We start from the raw sequence: 14,686 nt of genomic DNA, 5'->3' as shown, positions 1-14,686 counted from the left end.
CCGAGCCGTCCAGCGACTACCCGACGGTGATGCCCTCGATGGTGACCGGCTCCGCGGGCGGGCCGTCGACGGCACCGCCGGTGACGCCCTTGGCGGCGATCCCGGCGAGCACCTCGACGCCGGCCGCGTCGACGTGGCCGAAGACGGTGTAGTCCGAGGGCAGCTGCCACGTGCCGTAGACGAAGAAGAACTGCGAGCCGTTGGTGTCCGGACCCGCGTTGGCCATCGCGAGCGTGCCGGCGTCGTAGGTCTCGGACCCGGTCAGCTCGTCGGCGAAGCTGTAGCCCGGGCCGCCGCTGCCGGTGCCCGTCGGGTCGCCGCACTGCAGCACCTGCACCTCGGGGGCCTGCGAGAGCCGGTGGCAGTCGACGTCGTCGAAGTAGCCCTGGGCGGCCAGCGACGTGAACGAGTTGACCGTGCACGGCGCGGCGTCGGCGTCGAGGGTGACCGCCAGATCGCCGGCCGAGAGCGAGACCGTGGCCGCGACCTCGCCGGTGTACGCCGCCGTGTCGGGCGGCGGCTCGGGGGCGTCGTCCGAGGGCTGCTCGACGTAGGTGCAGGGCGCCCCGTCGGGGTCCGACGGCTGCTTCGACGTCGAGGCCGACGACGGGTCCTTGGCGGTGGAGGACTCGTCGTCGCTGCAGCCGGCGAGACCGAGCACGAGGACGGCGGCGGCGAGCGCGGCCAGGGGTCGCTTGAGCATGGGCACGATCGTAGGGGAGGCCCCGGCAGCGGCATCGGGACCCCGCGGTTGGGCGGTCCGACCTAGGTTGGGGGCATGCAGCTGGGAGTGCACTACGCGAGCTTCAGCCATCCGCAGTGGTCCGACCGCCTCGAGGAGCGCCTCACCGAGACGGCGCGCGTCGCCGACCAGGGCGGGGTCTCCCTGCTCACGGTGATGGACCACTGGTTCCAGATGGAGGACCTCGGAGGCCCCTCCGAGCCGATGCTCGAGGGCTACACGACGCTGGGCTACCTCGCCGCGGTCACCGAGCGGGTCCGGCTCAGCCTGCTCGTCACCGGCGTCACCTACCGTCACCCCGGCCTGCTGGCCAAGACGGTCACCACCGTCGACCGGCTCTCGCGCGGCCGCGCCGTGCTCGGGATCGGCGCCGCCTGGTACGACCGCGAGCACGCCGGCCTCGGCGTCCCGTTCCCGTCCACCGCCGAGCGCTTCGAGCGCCTCGAGGAGACGCTGCAGGTGTGCCGCCAGATGTGGAGCGACGACGACGGCCCCTACGACGGCTCCCACTACCGCCTCGCCGAGACCTACTGCGTCCCGCCACCGGTGCGGCCCTCCGGCGTCCCCGTGCTGATCGGCGGCTCGGGGGAGCGCAAGACGCTGCGCCTGGTCGCGCAGTACGCCGACGCCTGCAACCTCTTCGGGGAGTCGCCCGAGGTCGTGGGTCACAAGCTCGACGTCCTGAGGCGCCATTGCGACGACCTCGGCCGCGACTACGACACGATCGAGAAGACGATGATCGCCATGGGCGACCCGCTCGCCGACACCGACGCGTTCCTGACGAGCATGGCCGAGTACGCCGCCCTCGGCATCGAGCTCGTCACGCTGGTGCCCGGCGGGGACGACCCGGTCGCCTGGACCACCGAGGCCTGCGAGCGGGTGCTGCCCCGCCTCGCCGACGTGTGAGTCGTGCGGCAGCGGACGCTCGCCCGCGCTAGCGGCCTGCTGATCGCGGCGTCGCTGCTGGCCGCGTGCGCCGACGCATCGTCCTCCGAGGACCGCAGGCCTCGCGGGCCCGGGCCGGGGCCGACCGGTCAGAGCCGCACCCCCTCGTCCACGCCCACCCCCACCGGCACACCGACCCCGACGTCCACGCCGAGCTCCTCCCCGATCACCGTCCCGCCGGCGTACCAGGTCAGCGACGGCCGCCCGCGCGACGCGGCGCTCACCATCGCCGAGCTGGGCCTGCGCGACCTCCGCGTCGTGTCCTACCGCGGGTTCACCGACGACGCGCCTGGCACGGAGATCCAGAACGGCGGTCGCGCCGCGAGCCCGTCGGGGCCGCGCGGGGGAGTGGGGCCGGGCGGCATCGGCAACTACCAGGTCACCGCCCACCGGACCTCCTCCACCCGCGCCTTCGAGCGGCTGCCGGAGCTGCGCCGCGGCGACCGGGTGGTGGTGAGCGCCGGCGGCGTGGAGTACGTCTACCGCATCGTCGCGACCCGCGAGACGTCGTTCCGCTCCCCGCGGTCGCTGCGCGAGCAGCGGGCGGCGGTGCCCGGCAGGCCAGGCGTCGCCCCGACGCGGGCGATGATCACGCTCTCCACGTGTGCCACCGCCGAGGACCACGCGGAGGGCAACTACTGGGCCGACGAGTTCGACAACCCCGAGCACCGCATCGACAAGATCGGCGTGCTGGTGGACACCCGACCGGCGGCCTGAGGCGCCCGCTAGCGTCTCGCCCATGTCCGAGGCCCGCCCCCGCGATGTCGTGCCTCTGCGCGAGGCCACCCGCGCGTGGTTCCTCATCTCCCTGCAGACCTTCGGTGGCCCGGCCGGCCAGATCGCGGTCATGCAGCGCACCCTCGTCGAGGAGCGCCGCTGGATCGGCCAGCAGCGCTTCCTGTTCGCGCTGTCCTACTGCACCCTGCTGCCCGGCCCCGAGGCCCAGCAGCTGGCGACGTACGTCGGCTGGCTCCTCAACGGCGTGCGCGGGGCCCTGGTCGCGGGCGTGCTGTTCGTGCTCCCGGGGGTGGTCGCCCTGCTCGCGCTGTCGGCGGTCTACGTCGGCTACGGCGACACCTCGGTCGTGGAGGCCGTCTTCCTCGGCCTGGCCCCGGCGGTCATCGCGATCGTGCTGCAGGCCGTGGTGCGCCTCGGCACGAAGGGCCTGACCCACCCCGCCCTCGTGGCGGTGGCCGTGGTGGCGTTCGTGGCGCTGACGGTCTTCGGCGTGCCGTTCCCGCTGGTCGTCCTGGTCGGCGCGCTCGCGGGGTGGGCGCTGGGGCGCACGGTGCCCGAGATCGGCGCGCCGCGGCCCGCCCCTGCGGACGGCGGGCCCGCCCCCCTGGTCAGCGACGACGCCCTCCACCACGAGCGACCCTCGGGTCGCAGGGCGGCTCTCGTCCTCGCCGTCGGGCTGCCGCTGTGGCTGCTGCCCGTGCTCGTCGCGGGGCTGCTCGCCGGGCGCGACAGCGTCTACGTCGACCAGGGACTGTTCTTCTCCGGCGCCGCGGTCGTCACCTTCGGCGGTGCCTACGCCGTGCTGGCCTACGTCGCCCAGCAGGCGGTCTCGGTCTACGGGTGGCTGGCGCCCGGCGAGATGGTCAAGGGCCTGGCGCTCGCGGAGACCACGCCGGGCCCGCTGATCATGGTCGTGCAGTTCGTGGCCTTCGTCGGCGCCTACCGCGACCCCGGCAGCCTCGACCCGTGGGTGGCGGCGACGCTGGCCGCGCTGCTCACGACCTGGGTGACCTTCGTGCCGTGCTTCCTGTTCATCCTGCTGGGCGCGCCGTACGTCGAGCGGCTGCGCGGCAACCGCGCCCTCGCCTCCGCGCTCACCGGCATCACCTCCGCGGTGGTGGGGGTGATCGCCAGCCTGGCGTCCTACTTCGCGGTCCACACCCTGTTCGCGCAGACACGGCGCGAGACCTCGGGCCCGCTGTTCCTGGACCTGCCCGTCCTGGACTCGCTGGAGTGGTCCGCGGTGGCGATCACGGCGCTGGCCTGCGCGCTCGTGATCGGCCGGAGATGGTCGGTGCTGCCCACCCTCGCGGTGTGCACGGCGGCAGGTCTGGTGTGGAGCGTGGCCACCGGACGGCTGTGACCGATGGCCGGAACCGGCCACGATCGTGGGACCGGCGTACTAACTTGGCCGTATGCAGCTTCCGGGAGCCGGGTCGGCCGCGCTGTCGGCCGCGGTCGCCGCGGGGGAGCCGGACGCCGTCGTGGCCGCCTTCGCGGCCCACTCCGCCGAGCTGCTGCGCGCCGGCGACCTCGCACTGCTGCGCGACGCGGCGCGGGTCGTGTCGCCCGACGGGGGAGCGCTCCCGCCCGAGGTGGCCTGGCGGCTCGGCTACGCCCTGCACCAGCGGGGACGCTTCGACGAGGCCCTGGACTGCTACGCCCGCGCCGACCGCGACCCCGACCGCACCGCGCTCGCCGACCTGGCCCAGCTGCACGCCGCGGAGGCGTCGACGAGGTGGGCCCGCGGGGACGCTGCCGCGAGCCGCGTCAGCGCCGACCTGGCCCTGGAGAGCGCCACCGCCTCAGGTGATGACAGCGCCCTGGGCTCGGCGTGGGTGGCCCAGGCGCTGGTCAGCGCCCTCGAGGGCGACCGCCACGCCAACCGCCACGCCTACGACAAGGCGCTGCAGGCCGCGGTCCGAGCCGACGACGTCCTCACGCAGGTGCGCGTCCACAACAACCTGGGCTCCCTCGAGAACGAGGAGGGCCGCTACGCCTCGGCGCTGGTGCACCTCGACGAGGCCGTCGCGCTCTGGCTGCACGACGTACCGTCCGCCGTACGCGCCCTGACGTGCATCAACCGCGCCGAGTCCCTCCTCGGGCTCGGCCGGGTCGAGGAGGCGCTCGCCGAGCTGGAGCAGGCGCGCGACCTGACGCGCGACGAGCTGTCGCCGCTGCTGGGCTACGCCGTGCTCGGGTCCGGGGACGCCAACGCCGCCCGCGGCAACGCCAGCCAGGCGGCCGCGGCCTACCGCGAGGCGATCGGCTTCGCCGAGCGCACGGGCGACGCGCAGGTCCTGGTGCCGGCGCTCGCGGGACTCGCCCGGGCGACGGTGGGGGAGGACCTCGAGGAGGCCAAGGGCGTCATCAAGCGGGCCCTGGACCAGCCTGCAGCCCTCGGACAGGTCACGGCGCTGCTCGCCGCCGGGTGGGTGGCGCTCATGTCCGGCCAGCCCGAGCGCGCCGGCGAGCACGCGCGCCAGGCCTCGCGCGAGGCCGGACGCCGCCACGACGCGCGGGGCCTGGCCGAGGCCCTCGAGCTCCAGTCGATGCTGGCCCCGATGCCGCACCGCCTCGACCTGGTCGACGAGGCCGCGACCCTGTGGACCGAGACGGGGCACGTCATCGGCCTCGCCACCAACGGGGTGCTGAGGGGCCGCGCCACCGGCGACCACGTCGCGGAGCAGTCCGCCCGTCGCCGGCTGCGTGCGCTCGGCGTACGGGACGGGGCCACGCGCATCGCCGGAGCCCTCCAGGCGATCGGCTCCACCGAGCCGGCGGGGGTGACGATCTGCGCGCTGGGCTCCTTCGCCGTCCACCGCAGCGGTGAGCCGGTGCCGGCCTCCGAGTGGCAGTCACGCAAGTCGCGCGACGCGCTCAAGATCCTGGTCGGTCGCCGGGGAAGACCCATCTCCCGCGACGCCCTGTGCGAGCACCTGTGGCCCGAGACCGCCAACACCGGCAACCGGCTCTCGGTCGTCCTGTCCACGCTGCGCGCGGTGCTCGACCCCGACAAGCGGCTGCCCTCCGACCACTACCTCGCCGCCGACCGTCAGTCGGTCCGGCTCGACGTCGGGGCGGTCGAGATCGACGCGGTGACGTTCCAGGACACCGCGCGCGCCGCGCTGCGGGCGATCCGCACGGGGGAGCGGGCTGGTGGGGGACAGGGCGCCGTCGAGGAGCTGGAGCGCGCGGCCGCCATGTACACCGGCCACTTCCTCGAGGACGACCCCTACGCCGACTGGAGCGTCGAGGCCCGCGAGGAGCTGCTCGCCCTCGCCCTCGACGTACGTCGTCAGCTGGCCGCCGAGCTCGCGAGCCGGGGCGAGCACCAACGGGCCGTCCCGTGGCTGGTGGGGCTCGTGGCGGACGACCCCTACGACGAGCCCGCCCACCACGCGCTCGTCCGGTCGCTGCACCTCACCCGCCGACACGGCGAGGCCCGTCGTTGCTACCGCACCTACGTGACCCGCATGGAGGAGATCGACGCCGCCCCCGCGGAGCTGGCCGAGCTCCTGGACGACCGCTCCGCCTGAGCGAAGGTTTCCCGAAGGCTTCTCGAAGGGCGCCGCCCGACACTGCACGGGTCAGTCAGCCCGGGTCGGACCGACCCCCAGCAGAAGCGAGTCGCCATGAAGTCCCAGCTCGTCCGCTCCACGCCCGCCGCCCTGCTCCTGTGCGGCGCCGTCCTGCTCGCCGGCTCCGGAGGGGCCGTCGCCGGCTCCATGATCACCGGCGCCCAGATCAAGGACGGCACCGTCACCTCCGCCGACGTGAAGAACAAGACGGTCAAGCCGGCCGACCTGAGCCCCACCGCCACGCGGAAACTGCAGCGCGTCGGCGCCTTCCAGCGCATCACCAAGCAGGCCGTCGTCGCGCCCGGCGACAACGGTCAGATCGCCGCCGCGTGTGCCGCCGGCTCGATGGTCCTCGGCGTCGCGTCCCACTGGCAGCTGAGCTTCGCGGGCCCGCAGACGCTGCTGAACACGGCCGGCACGATCGGCATGGCCTTCGGCAGCAACAACACCGGCGCCAACGACACCCTGATCGTGGACGTCACCTGCGGCCGCGTCGCGCCCTGAGTCCCGCGGCGGGCGGGCGTCGCCGCTGCCCCCTCCACCCTCGCCCCGCCGCTGCTCGACTGCGGCCGGCGGGTCGTCGTCACCCCCGCGGTTTGGTCACCAACCGCACGTCCCAGCCCCGAAAACATGTGGTTTGTGACCAAACCGCACGGATCAGCCGCTCGGAGTCGTCGACGGCCAACCCGGGGGAGTCGCGTCTCGCGGCAGGCCGACACGCAGGTACACCGTGACCTCCTGCGTCTCGCCCGCCTCGACGACCGCGAGGGCGGTACTCGTCGCCACCCCCTCGATCCCGTGCACGTCGACGTGTCCGAGAACGTCGTCGGTGCCGTCGCAGGACACCTCGTCAGCGGTGCCGACACTCACGCCGACGGGCACAGGCGCGACGAGGTCCGTGTTGACGGCGTACCGCTCGCCCTCGAAGGCGAGTCGCACGTGGCAGTCACCGCCATCATCGCCATCAGAGCATCCCTGCAGCCCAGCGATGACCCCGACGAGGACCAACCCCATGGCAACGCAGGACCGCCGGCTCATGCCGCAGAGCCAACCACCCCGCATGTTCGGCGCGCTCGTGAACCGGCTTCTGGAGAGTGGGGAGGTACCGTGCGGCCATGGAGGAGCCTCCCGGCGGCTGGCCAGTGGCACACGTCGACGATGACTGGTTGACCAGGTCCTGGCGCGCTCTGCGTTGGGCGCTCTACGCAGCGCTGCTGCTGGTCGGGGCCTGGTTCGTCCTCCTTGTCTTCGCCGTGCAGGCCGGCTCCTAGCTCGCAGATGCGACGCGTCGCCGGCGTCGGCACCTGCGTCGCCCCGGTCCACAGCCCTCGAACCCCTGCGAGGGACTCCCGCCGTGCCCGATACTCGCGGGGTGTCCACCGTTCCCCTCGGCTACTACGCAGGCCTGGTCCTCGTCGCGTTGGGCTTCCTCGCGCTCGACTGGCGTGGGATCTTCTTGGGCGCTCTGGTTGCCAGCATGACGGTCATCAGCACGGCCTACCACCAGCGCCGGGCCACGGCGCCCGCGCCTCTCGACGACTGAGCCCGACCGTCGTCAGGCTTAGGTTCTGGTCGGGACGGCTGGGTGCGCCCGTCACGTTGTGTCGTGCGGTTTGGTCACAAACCGCACGATCGAGGCGCTGAGACATGCGGTTGGTGACCAAACCACAGCATCCGCGGGCGCAGTCCGGCCAGCATGCCGCGGAAGGCGACGGTAGGTTCCGCGCCAGTCGCCGGGCAGAGACGACCGCCACCGACGAGCTCTTGATGTCAGCGCTCGTGCGCGCGACGCCGGCGACATGAAGCGACGATGCCGGGGGAGGCAACCTTTGACGGCGTTGGCGCGTCAGGGGTGTGCCAGATCCCATCGTCTGGAAGGCACTTTCGTCCCGAAAGGAACCCTGCGTCCCATGTCTCGTCGCCTCATGTCCCGCGCGCTCGTCGTCCTCGCGGTCTCCGCTCTGATCTTGCCTGCCCTCAGCACCCCTGCCGTGGCCGGCAAGGGCGTAGCGGTGCCCTCGTTCGACAAGGTCGCCAAGATCTTTCCCTACCTCGCCGGTGGCTCCGCGTTCGAAGCGACCGACAAGGTCCGCCAGGTCCGCAAGAACTGCAAGTCCGGCAAGACGATCAAGGGAGCCACCAAGACGGCGGTGGCATACTCGCCCGCTCCCAAGCCCATCCCGCCCGGGACGCCCTACCCGCCGTCCCTGGGCCTCGTGGGTGCGAAGTTCGCCAGCGCCGCGAGCGCCGCGCGCTACCTGAGGCGCACCATGAAGACCATGAAGTGCACGAGGCCCGGTCGCGGTGACTACAAGATCAGGACCAAGAAGTTCAAGGTCGCGTTCGGCGATGAGGGCCGGGGCTACACCTCCACCGCCGCGTTCCCCGGCCAGACCTACGCCAGCCAGACGGTGCTGGTGCGCCGGGGCAAGTTCGTCATCCTCGTGGCGATCAGCTCCTACAACGGCCCGTGGCCGAGCAGGAAGAAGACCGTCAAGCTGGCCAAGCTGGCCGTGAGGACTGTCCGCTGATTGCTCCCGGGTGGGGGACGGGGGGTCTGCCGACGAAGACCCGTCGGGTGACCCGTGGGCAGGAGGAACGATATACTACCTGACATAATGTCAGTTATCGGCACTCAAAGAACGGGAGTAGAACTAGAGGCAACTACTCCCGCTGGCCCGAGACTGACCGCCCAGACCATCGAAAGACGCTGCCGCCTCCTGGCATGGCGGCCGCACGCGACCAGAGGATGACCTCATGAGCGAACCGCCGGAGTTGACCAAGTACCTCACCGATCTGGAACGTCCCTTCGATTCCGGAGTCGCTCGCCCATATGAGCCGCAGGAACTCATTCGGTTTGCGCTTCGATCTGGGCGCTATTGGGCAGACCTAGCTTTGGAGTGGCTCGACGCCGGAGCCCCAACCGCCGGCTTGGAGTTCATCCTGGACGACGCGGGCCACGACCGAAGCCTGCCGCAGCCTGTTCGCCACCGCGCCCTGCGACTCTTGAAGCAGACCCGGCCCTACATGTGGACGGCCTGGGTCAAAGGTGACACGCAGAAGGGCGCCGTCCAGACCACGCTCAATCGGTTCATCGGCCGTGCGATCACAGGATGCCGCTATGTCGAGATCGACTACGAAGGCGGCAAGGAGGGCTGGCGCGGACCGAGCCGCGACGAGCTCGACTACGGACTCGAACTCGATCTAGACAACGGCGAGACGTGGTCGATCGTCTGGGAACAGTTCAACCTCAACGAAGGGCTCAACGTAAGGCCCGGCTCACTCGTCCCGGAATCGGTCCGGGCCGAGGGATCGGCGATTCGGGACGTGTCAAGTCGCTGGCTCGAGCTCGGCCCGGGAGTGCTGGCCGAGGTGAGGCTGGGATGGGCGGTGATCCATGCAGGGCCCGGCTACGACCGTCACGGCAACAAGGTCACTGAGGCAGAGGAATCACAGCTCAGCCTGACTGCCATTCAACTGATCGGGAACGACACGCGGACAACGGTCGTCACGCTCTACGGGGCGGACGAGATACGCGTCTACTTCTCCCTCGCTGCCGCTCGTGAGGACGGAGTGGTCTTAGCGCCAGCGGCGGATGCGTGATCAGCCATGGCGAGAGAACTCGGTCTCAAGCACGCCAGCCACGAACCGGTAGTCCCCCATCAGAGGACCTACGAGCCGAGGACTCTCTTCGAAGTGGCAAGGTCCATGCCACGAGGATCGCACGCGTCACCGGCGGGGAGACGAGACGCACCTCAAGCGAGGCCAGCATGTTCGAGCAGCTCCTCGCCGCGGTCGGTGAGTACGAGCGAATGCGACGGGCTCCATCCTGCTGGTCCCGTCAGAAGTGCGCGCGCTTCGGACGATCCCAGGTAGTCGTGGCCGCCCGTCGTCATGACAGTGATCAGTCCGGCGTCGAACCAACCGAGGAGGACGGTGGCGCAGTCGTCGGGATCCTCTGCGGGCCAGCGGACCTCACGTGGACTACGGGGATCGTCGATTTCAGGCCAGGGCAGCTCCTGAAGCATCGTCTCCTCGCGAACAGCCCAATACATCTTCTTCTCGATCCGGCTCATCGCGTCGTACGTCTTCCAGCCCACGTGTCTCAGTTTGCCAGCGAACGCGCTCACTGCCGCCGCCCTCCCCCTGGCTACTCCCGCCTGATCAACTCCCGTGCCTGCCAGTTCGGTGAGGAGGGCCAGAAGGGGTACCGAACCTCAATGCGCAGCGTCGAGGTACCCCAGGGTCCGGTTCATGAGGTCGGAGGCCCGTCGCAGGTCGGCGGAGGCGGCGGGCGGTTCCTCGTGGAGGACGGCGAGGTGGTGAGAGCTGCGCCAGCCGGGCCGGTACTCGTCGGCGAGGGCCGCTGCCACGCGGCTCGCGTCGCGGACCATTCGAGGGTCCACGGTCCACACGGCGTCGAAGCGGCGGTCGTCGTCGGCGACGTCCAGCTGTCCGGGTCGCTCGACCGCCGCCAGGCAGGCCGGCAGGTCGGGGGCGTCGCACACGACGACCCACTCACGGTTCAGTGGTGCCTCGCGCGGGAGCGCCACCTCGATCGGCTGACCAGGCTCCAGGTCTCCGGGCTCCGCGAGGTTGGCGAACATGACGGCGGCCTCGGCGGTACGCGCCAGCTCGACCCAGCGCGCTCGGGACGCGCGCAGGAACCGGTCGCGCTGGAATCCCCCGAAGATCACCGGCGACTGCGCCCGCGCGCAGCACTCGTCCTCGATGGCCCGGCTGAGCGCCAGGACGCTGGACTTCGAGAGCGCCTGGGCCGTGAGGCCGGGGTGCGAGCGGCGCAGCTCGGCGAAGATCGACCGCGACTGGAGCGACTCGGCGCTCACCCGCCGGATCGCGGCGCCCAGCATCTGCCCGGCGTCGCGGTGGCGGAGCACCTCCTGGACGGCGACCACGTCGGAGGCGGCGTAGCGGCGGTGTCCCCCGGCCATCCGGACCGGGCGTGGGAAGCCGTAGCGCGACTCCCAGCTGCGCAGCGTGCCCGCCGGCACGCCCGTGCGCTCGGAGAGGTCGCTGATCGTCAGCAGGTGCCCCTGGGCTGAGCGCTCCATGACTAACCTCTTCAGGTTGCGTAGTTTAGACTCCGAGTCTTGCACAACCCTCCCCCACGCCCCGGCACCAGGAGACAGACGTGACATCAGGAAGCACCGATGATGCGCTGCACCGACTGCTGACGGACGGCCGGGCGCGCGCGGCCCAGGTCGACCCCGCCCACGCACGTCTCTGGGAGTGCGTGGTGGAGGCCACCCAGGGCGGCAAGAGGTTCCGCCCCGCCTTGGTGGGCGCGGCCCACGAGGCCCTCGGCGGCACCTGCGGGGCGGCGGCGGCGCAGGTCGGGGCGGCCGTGGAGCTGCTGCACACGGCGTTCGTCATCCACGACGACGTCATCGACGGCGACCAGGTGCGTCGCGGCCGGCTCAACGTGAGCGGGACGTTCAGCGCGCAGGCACGAGAGGCCGGGGCCTCGCCCGAGGGGGCCGACGAGCTCGGTCTGGCCGCGGGCATCCTCGCGGGTGACCTCGCCCTGGCCGCCGCGATCCGGGCGGTCGCCACGTGCGGCGCCGCCACCGAGGTCGTGGGCCGACTGCTCGACCTCTTCGACGCCGCGCTCCACACGACGGCGGCGGGAGAGCTCGCCGACGTGACGCTCGCGCTCCACCCGGGGTCCGCGTCGCTGCGCGACAGCCTGGCGATGGAGGAGCAGAAGACGAGCGCCTACTCCTTCGCCCTCCCCCTCCAGGCCGGGGCGGTGCTCGCCGGCGCCGACGAGCACACGGTGGACCGGCTGGGCAGGGCCGGGCGCATGCTCGGCGTCGCCTTCCAGCTCGTCGACGACCTCATCGGCGTGTTCGGCGATCCCGCGCAGACCGGCAAGAGCGCCACCGGCGACCTGCGCACCAGCAAGCAGACACCGCTCCTGATCCACGCGACCACCGCCCCCGAGTGGCCCGAGATCCGCTCCTACGTCGGCCGTGACCTCACCGACGAGGAGTTCCTCGAAGCGAAACGGCTCCTCACCTCCTGCGGGTCTCGCGGGTTCGTCGAGGCGCTCGTCGACACCTACCTCGCCGAGGCACGGAAGGTCGTCGAGGACCTGGGCATCCCCTCGGCCATCGTCCCGGCCCTGAGCGCCTGCCTCCCGGGGCTCGCCCGCCGCAAGGAGGTGGCGGCGTGAGCCCCTTCCTCGTACGTCGCCGCGCCGGCCACACCCTCTACGACTCGGTCTCCGAGAAGAGCGCGGCGCTGGTCATCCGTCGCTACTCCAGCTCCTTCGGGCTGGCGTCTCTGCTGCTTGCCCCGCCGGTCCGGACCCACGTCCGCAACGCCTACGCGCTCGTCCGGGTGGCCGACGAGATCGTCGACAACCCCGACCCGGGCCTGCGGCGGGACTCTCGCGACCTGATGCTCACCGCGCTCCAGGAGGACGTGCACCAGTCGCTGCGCACCGGCTACAGCGCCAACCTGACCGTGCACGCCTTCGCCAGGACGGCGATCGCGTGCGGGATCGGCTCGGACCTCGTCGACCCGTTCTTCGCGTCGATGCGCATGGATCTGGACACCACGGTGCACACCGCCGAGAGCTTCGAGCGATACGTCTACGGTTCGGCCGAGGTGGTCGGGCTGATGTGCCTGCGGATCTTCCTGGCCGAGGAGCCGGAGCGCGACCGGGCCTACGCACGGCTCGCCCCCGGTGCGCAGCGTCTCGGCGCCGCGTTCCAGAAGCTCAACTTCCTGCGCGACCTCGCCGAGGACCACGACACCCTGCACCGGTGCTACTTCCCGGGGCTCGACGTCGACCGGTTCGACGACGCCGACCGTGACCGGATCCTCGACGACATCGACGCCGACCTGGCCGCGGCCGACGCGGTGATCCCCGACCTGCCGCCCGGCAGCCGCCGGGCCGTCAGGGTCGCGCACGCCACGTTCGCCGAGCTCGCCTCCCGGCTCCAGGCCACGCCGGCGGACCGGATCCGGCTCACCCGGGTCCGCGTTCCCGACCCCGTTAAGATCAGGGTCATGGCCGGAGCGCTCTACGGCAGGCGAGCATGAGCTCCGTGCTCGACGACGCGGGTGTGGACTCCTCCCCCGCCTCGTCCGGCTCCGGTCGGGTCGTCGTGATCGGGGGCGGCATCGCCGGCCTGGCCACCGCCGCCCTGCTGGCGTCGCGCGGCTACAGCGTCGACCTCCTCGAGCAGAACGACGACCTCGGCGGTCGGGTCGGCAGCATCGAGCGGGACGGCTTCCGCTTCGACACCGGCGCGTCGTGGTACCTCATGCCCGAGGTCTTCGAGCACTTCTTCTCCCTGCTCGGCACCTCCGTCGAGGCGGAGCTGGACCTCACCGTGCTCGACCCGAGCTACCGCGTCTTCTTCGAGGGGCACACCGAGCCGGTCGACATCCGCCCCGACCGCGAGCACAACCGCGCGCTCTTCGAGTCGCTGGAGCCGGGCGCCGGGGACCGGTTCGACGCCTATCTCCGTTCCGCGGAGGACACCTACGACGTCGCGCTGCGCCGCTTCCTCTACAACAACTTCGCCGCCCCGTCGACGCTGCTGCACCCCGAGGTGGTCCGCCGGATCCCCCGACTGGGCCGGCTGCTGACCCGGTCCCTCGAGAGCCACGTCGCGGCGCGGTTCTCCGACAACCGGCTCCGCCAGGTGCTGGGCTATCCCGCGGTGTTCCTCGGCTCCTCCCCCAGCCGGGCACCGAGCATGTACCACCTGATGAGCCGGCTCGACCTCGGCGACCAGGTGCTCTACCCGCAGGGTGGTTTCACGCACCTCATCGACGCCATCGCCGCGCTCGCCCAGCGCCACGGAGTGCGGCTGCACACCGCCACGCCGGTCACCGCCATCCTTACCCACGAGAGCGCCAAGGCAGGCCGGGCGCGGGTGGCCGGCGTCGAGGCGTCGGTGGACGGGAAGCCCCACACGTTCGCCGCCGACATCGTCGTGGGCGCCGCGGACCTTCACCACGTCGAGACGACCCTGCTCCCCCCGGCGCTGCAGACCCACCCCGAGCGGACGTGGGCGCGGCGCACCCCCGGGACCGGCGCGGTGCTCGCGATGCTCGGGGTGGAGGGCCGGCTGCCGCAGCTGCCCCACCACTCCCTGTTCTTCACCTCCGACTGGTTGCAGAACTTCGGCGACATCTTCGGCCCCGAGGCCCGGGTGCCGGACCCGGCGTCGGTCTACGTCTGCAAGCCCTCCGAGACCGACCCGAGCGTCGCCCCCGAGGGCTCGGAGAACCTCTTCGTGCTGGTCCCGGTGCCGGCCGACGTCTCGATCGGCTCCGGAGGCGACGACGGGGCCGGCTCGCCGCTGGTGGAGCGGGCCGCGGACGCCGCGATCGACCAGGTGGCGGCGTGGGCCGGGATCCCGGACCTGCGCGACCGGATCCGGGTGCGGCACACCGTCGGACCCGAGGACTTCGCCCGGCGCTACAACGCCTGGCAGGGCGGGGCGCTCGGCCTGGAGCACACCCTGCGTCAGAGCGCGTTCTTCCGCCCGAGCAACACCTCCGCCAAGGTCGACGGGCTCCTCTACGCCGGAGCCAGCACCGTCCCCGGCGTGGGGCTGCCCATGTGCCTGATCAGCGCCGAGCTGGTCCTCAAGCGGCTCACCGACGACCGCTCCGCCGTGCCGGTGGCGCGATGACC

The 14,686-nt window shown here is 71.9% G+C and carries 15 protein-coding genes; 11 read left to right on the top strand and 4 right to left on the bottom strand.

All coding sequences use genetic code 11. From position 1 onward, the window contains the following. Positions 1-16: 16 nt before the first annotated feature. Positions 17-703 carry a peptidylprolyl isomerase gene (locus tag E4622_RS06935; RefSeq protein WP_134739282.1) on the bottom strand — a complete coding sequence of 229 codons (687 nt, stop codon included), beginning with the start codon at positions 701-703 and terminating at the stop codon, positions 17-19. Positions 704-778: 75 nt separating this feature from the next. On the opposite strand from E4622_RS06935, the gene E4622_RS06930 reads away from it, so the two are divergent. The 5 genes from E4622_RS06930 (at position 779) to E4622_RS06910 (ending at position 6,510) form a co-directional block, all read left to right on the top strand. Further along, positions 779-1,648 (top strand): LLM class F420-dependent oxidoreductase, encoded by an 870-nt coding sequence (locus E4622_RS06930; RefSeq protein WP_134739281.1) that lies wholly within the window; start codon positions 779-781, stop codon positions 1,646-1,648. Positions 1,649-1,651: 3 nt separating this feature from the next. Beyond that, positions 1,652-2,404, top strand: coding sequence for a sortase (locus E4622_RS06925; RefSeq protein ID WP_245155912.1), 753 nt, complete (start codon positions 1,652-1,654; stop codon positions 2,402-2,404). 22 nt (positions 2,405-2,426) lie between these two features. Then, positions 2,427-3,788 (top strand): chromate efflux transporter, encoded by a 1,362-nt coding sequence (chrA, locus tag E4622_RS06920; RefSeq protein ID WP_134739280.1) that lies wholly within the window; start codon positions 2,427-2,429, stop codon positions 3,786-3,788. Positions 3,789-3,840: 52 nt separating this feature from the next. Continuing rightward, complete coding sequence (locus E4622_RS06915) at positions 3,841-5,964, top strand: BTAD domain-containing putative transcriptional regulator (protein WP_134739279.1); 2,124 nt, start codon at positions 3,841-3,843, stop codon at positions 5,962-5,964. Positions 5,965-6,060: 96 nt separating this feature from the next. Further along, positions 6,061-6,510, top strand: a complete 450-nt coding sequence (locus E4622_RS06910) for a hypothetical protein (RefSeq protein ID WP_134739278.1) — start codon at positions 6,061-6,063, stop codon at positions 6,508-6,510. A gap of 153 nt (positions 6,511-6,663) precedes the next feature. On the opposite strand, the gene E4622_RS06905 is transcribed toward E4622_RS06910, so the two are convergent. Beyond that, positions 6,664-7,044 (bottom strand): DUF6281 family protein, encoded by a 381-nt coding sequence (locus E4622_RS06905; protein ID WP_134739277.1) that lies wholly within the window; start codon positions 7,042-7,044, stop codon positions 6,664-6,666. Between the two features lie 334 nt (positions 7,045-7,378). Here E4622_RS06905 and E4622_RS22675 point away from each other — a divergent pair, with 334 nt between their 5' ends. The 3 genes from E4622_RS22675 to E4622_RS06895 all read left to right on the top strand — a co-directional run bounded on the left by E4622_RS22675 (position 7,379) and on the right by E4622_RS06895 (position 9,609). Next, complete coding sequence (locus tag E4622_RS22675; protein ID WP_167735993.1) at positions 7,379-7,549, top strand: hypothetical protein; 171 nt, start codon at positions 7,379-7,381, stop codon at positions 7,547-7,549. A 367-nt stretch (positions 7,550-7,916) separates the two neighbouring features. Continuing rightward, positions 7,917-8,537, top strand: a complete 621-nt coding sequence (locus tag E4622_RS06900; protein ID WP_134739276.1) for a hypothetical protein — start codon at positions 7,917-7,919, stop codon at positions 8,535-8,537. 226 nt (positions 8,538-8,763) lie between these two features. Then, on the top strand, positions 8,764-9,609 hold the full coding sequence (locus E4622_RS06895) for a hypothetical protein (RefSeq protein ID WP_134739275.1): 846 nt from the start codon (positions 8,764-8,766) through the stop codon (positions 9,607-9,609). Positions 9,610-9,761: 152 nt separating this feature from the next. On the opposite strand, the gene E4622_RS06890 is transcribed toward E4622_RS06895, so the two are convergent. Together E4622_RS06890 and E4622_RS06885 are read right to left on the bottom strand one after the other, a co-directional pair. Beyond that, on the bottom strand, positions 9,762-10,106 hold the full coding sequence (locus E4622_RS06890) for a hypothetical protein (RefSeq protein WP_134739274.1): 345 nt from the start codon (positions 10,104-10,106) through the stop codon (positions 9,762-9,764). A 117-nt stretch (positions 10,107-10,223) separates the two neighbouring features. Beyond that, the gene (locus E4622_RS06885) at positions 10,224-11,078 is read right to left on the bottom strand and encodes a DICT sensory domain-containing protein (protein ID WP_167735992.1); all 855 of its coding nucleotides are present in this window, start codon (positions 11,076-11,078) and stop codon (positions 10,224-10,226) included. An 80-nt stretch (positions 11,079-11,158) separates the two neighbouring features. Here E4622_RS06885 and E4622_RS06880 point away from each other — a divergent pair, with 80 nt between their 5' ends. From E4622_RS06880 to crtI, 3 genes are read left to right on the top strand one after another with little or no spacing between them, the layout of a single operon-like run. Then, on the top strand, positions 11,159-12,202 hold the full coding sequence (locus E4622_RS06880) for a polyprenyl synthetase family protein (protein ID WP_134739272.1): 1,044 nt from the start codon (positions 11,159-11,161) through the stop codon (positions 12,200-12,202). Continuing rightward, positions 12,199-13,077 (top strand): squalene/phytoene synthase family protein, encoded by an 879-nt coding sequence (locus E4622_RS06875; RefSeq protein WP_134739271.1) that lies wholly within the window; start codon positions 12,199-12,201, stop codon positions 13,075-13,077. The genes E4622_RS06880 and E4622_RS06875 overlap by 4 nt, the downstream gene beginning before the upstream one ends. Further along, a complete protein-coding gene (gene crtI, locus E4622_RS06870) occupies positions 13,074-14,684 on the top strand; it encodes a phytoene desaturase family protein (RefSeq protein WP_134739270.1) in 1,611 nt (536 codons plus the stop codon). The genes E4622_RS06875 and crtI overlap by 4 nt, the downstream gene beginning before the upstream one ends. Positions 14,685-14,686 lie beyond the last annotated feature (2 nt).

The sequence above is a fragment of the Nocardioides sp. 503 genome (genome assembly GCF_004522095.1).
In the GTDB taxonomy this organism is placed as follows: Bacteria; Actinomycetota; Actinomycetes; order Propionibacteriales; family Nocardioidaceae; genus Nocardioides.
This window is presented reverse-complemented; position numbering and strand designations above follow the sequence as displayed.

Coding starts and splice junctions, on each gene's coding strand:
- E4622_RS06935 (WP_134739282.1), bottom strand. CDS start 703: ATGCTCAAGCGACCCCTGGCCGCGCTCGCCGCCGCCGTCCTCGTGCTC.
- E4622_RS06930 (WP_134739281.1), top strand. CDS start 779: ATGCAGCTGGGAGTGCACTACGCGAGCTTCAGCCATCCGCAGTGGTCC.
- chrA (WP_134739280.1), top strand. CDS start 2,427: ATGTCCGAGGCCCGCCCCCGCGATGTCGTGCCTCTGCGCGAGGCCACC.
- E4622_RS06915 (WP_134739279.1), top strand. CDS start 3,841: ATGCAGCTTCCGGGAGCCGGGTCGGCCGCGCTGTCGGCCGCGGTCGCC.
- E4622_RS06910 (WP_134739278.1), top strand. CDS start 6,061: ATGAAGTCCCAGCTCGTCCGCTCCACGCCCGCCGCCCTGCTCCTGTGC.
- E4622_RS06905 (WP_134739277.1), bottom strand. CDS start 7,044: ATGAGCCGGCGGTCCTGCGTTGCCATGGGGTTGGTCCTCGTCGGGGTC.
- E4622_RS06900 (WP_134739276.1), top strand. CDS start 7,917: ATGTCTCGTCGCCTCATGTCCCGCGCGCTCGTCGTCCTCGCGGTCTCC.
- E4622_RS06895 (WP_134739275.1), top strand. CDS start 8,764: ATGAGCGAACCGCCGGAGTTGACCAAGTACCTCACCGATCTGGAACGT.
- E4622_RS06885 (WP_167735992.1), bottom strand. CDS start 11,078: ATGGAGCGCTCAGCCCAGGGGCACCTGCTGACGATCAGCGACCTCTCC.
- crtI (WP_134739270.1), top strand. CDS start 13,074: ATGAGCTCCGTGCTCGACGACGCGGGTGTGGACTCCTCCCCCGCCTCG.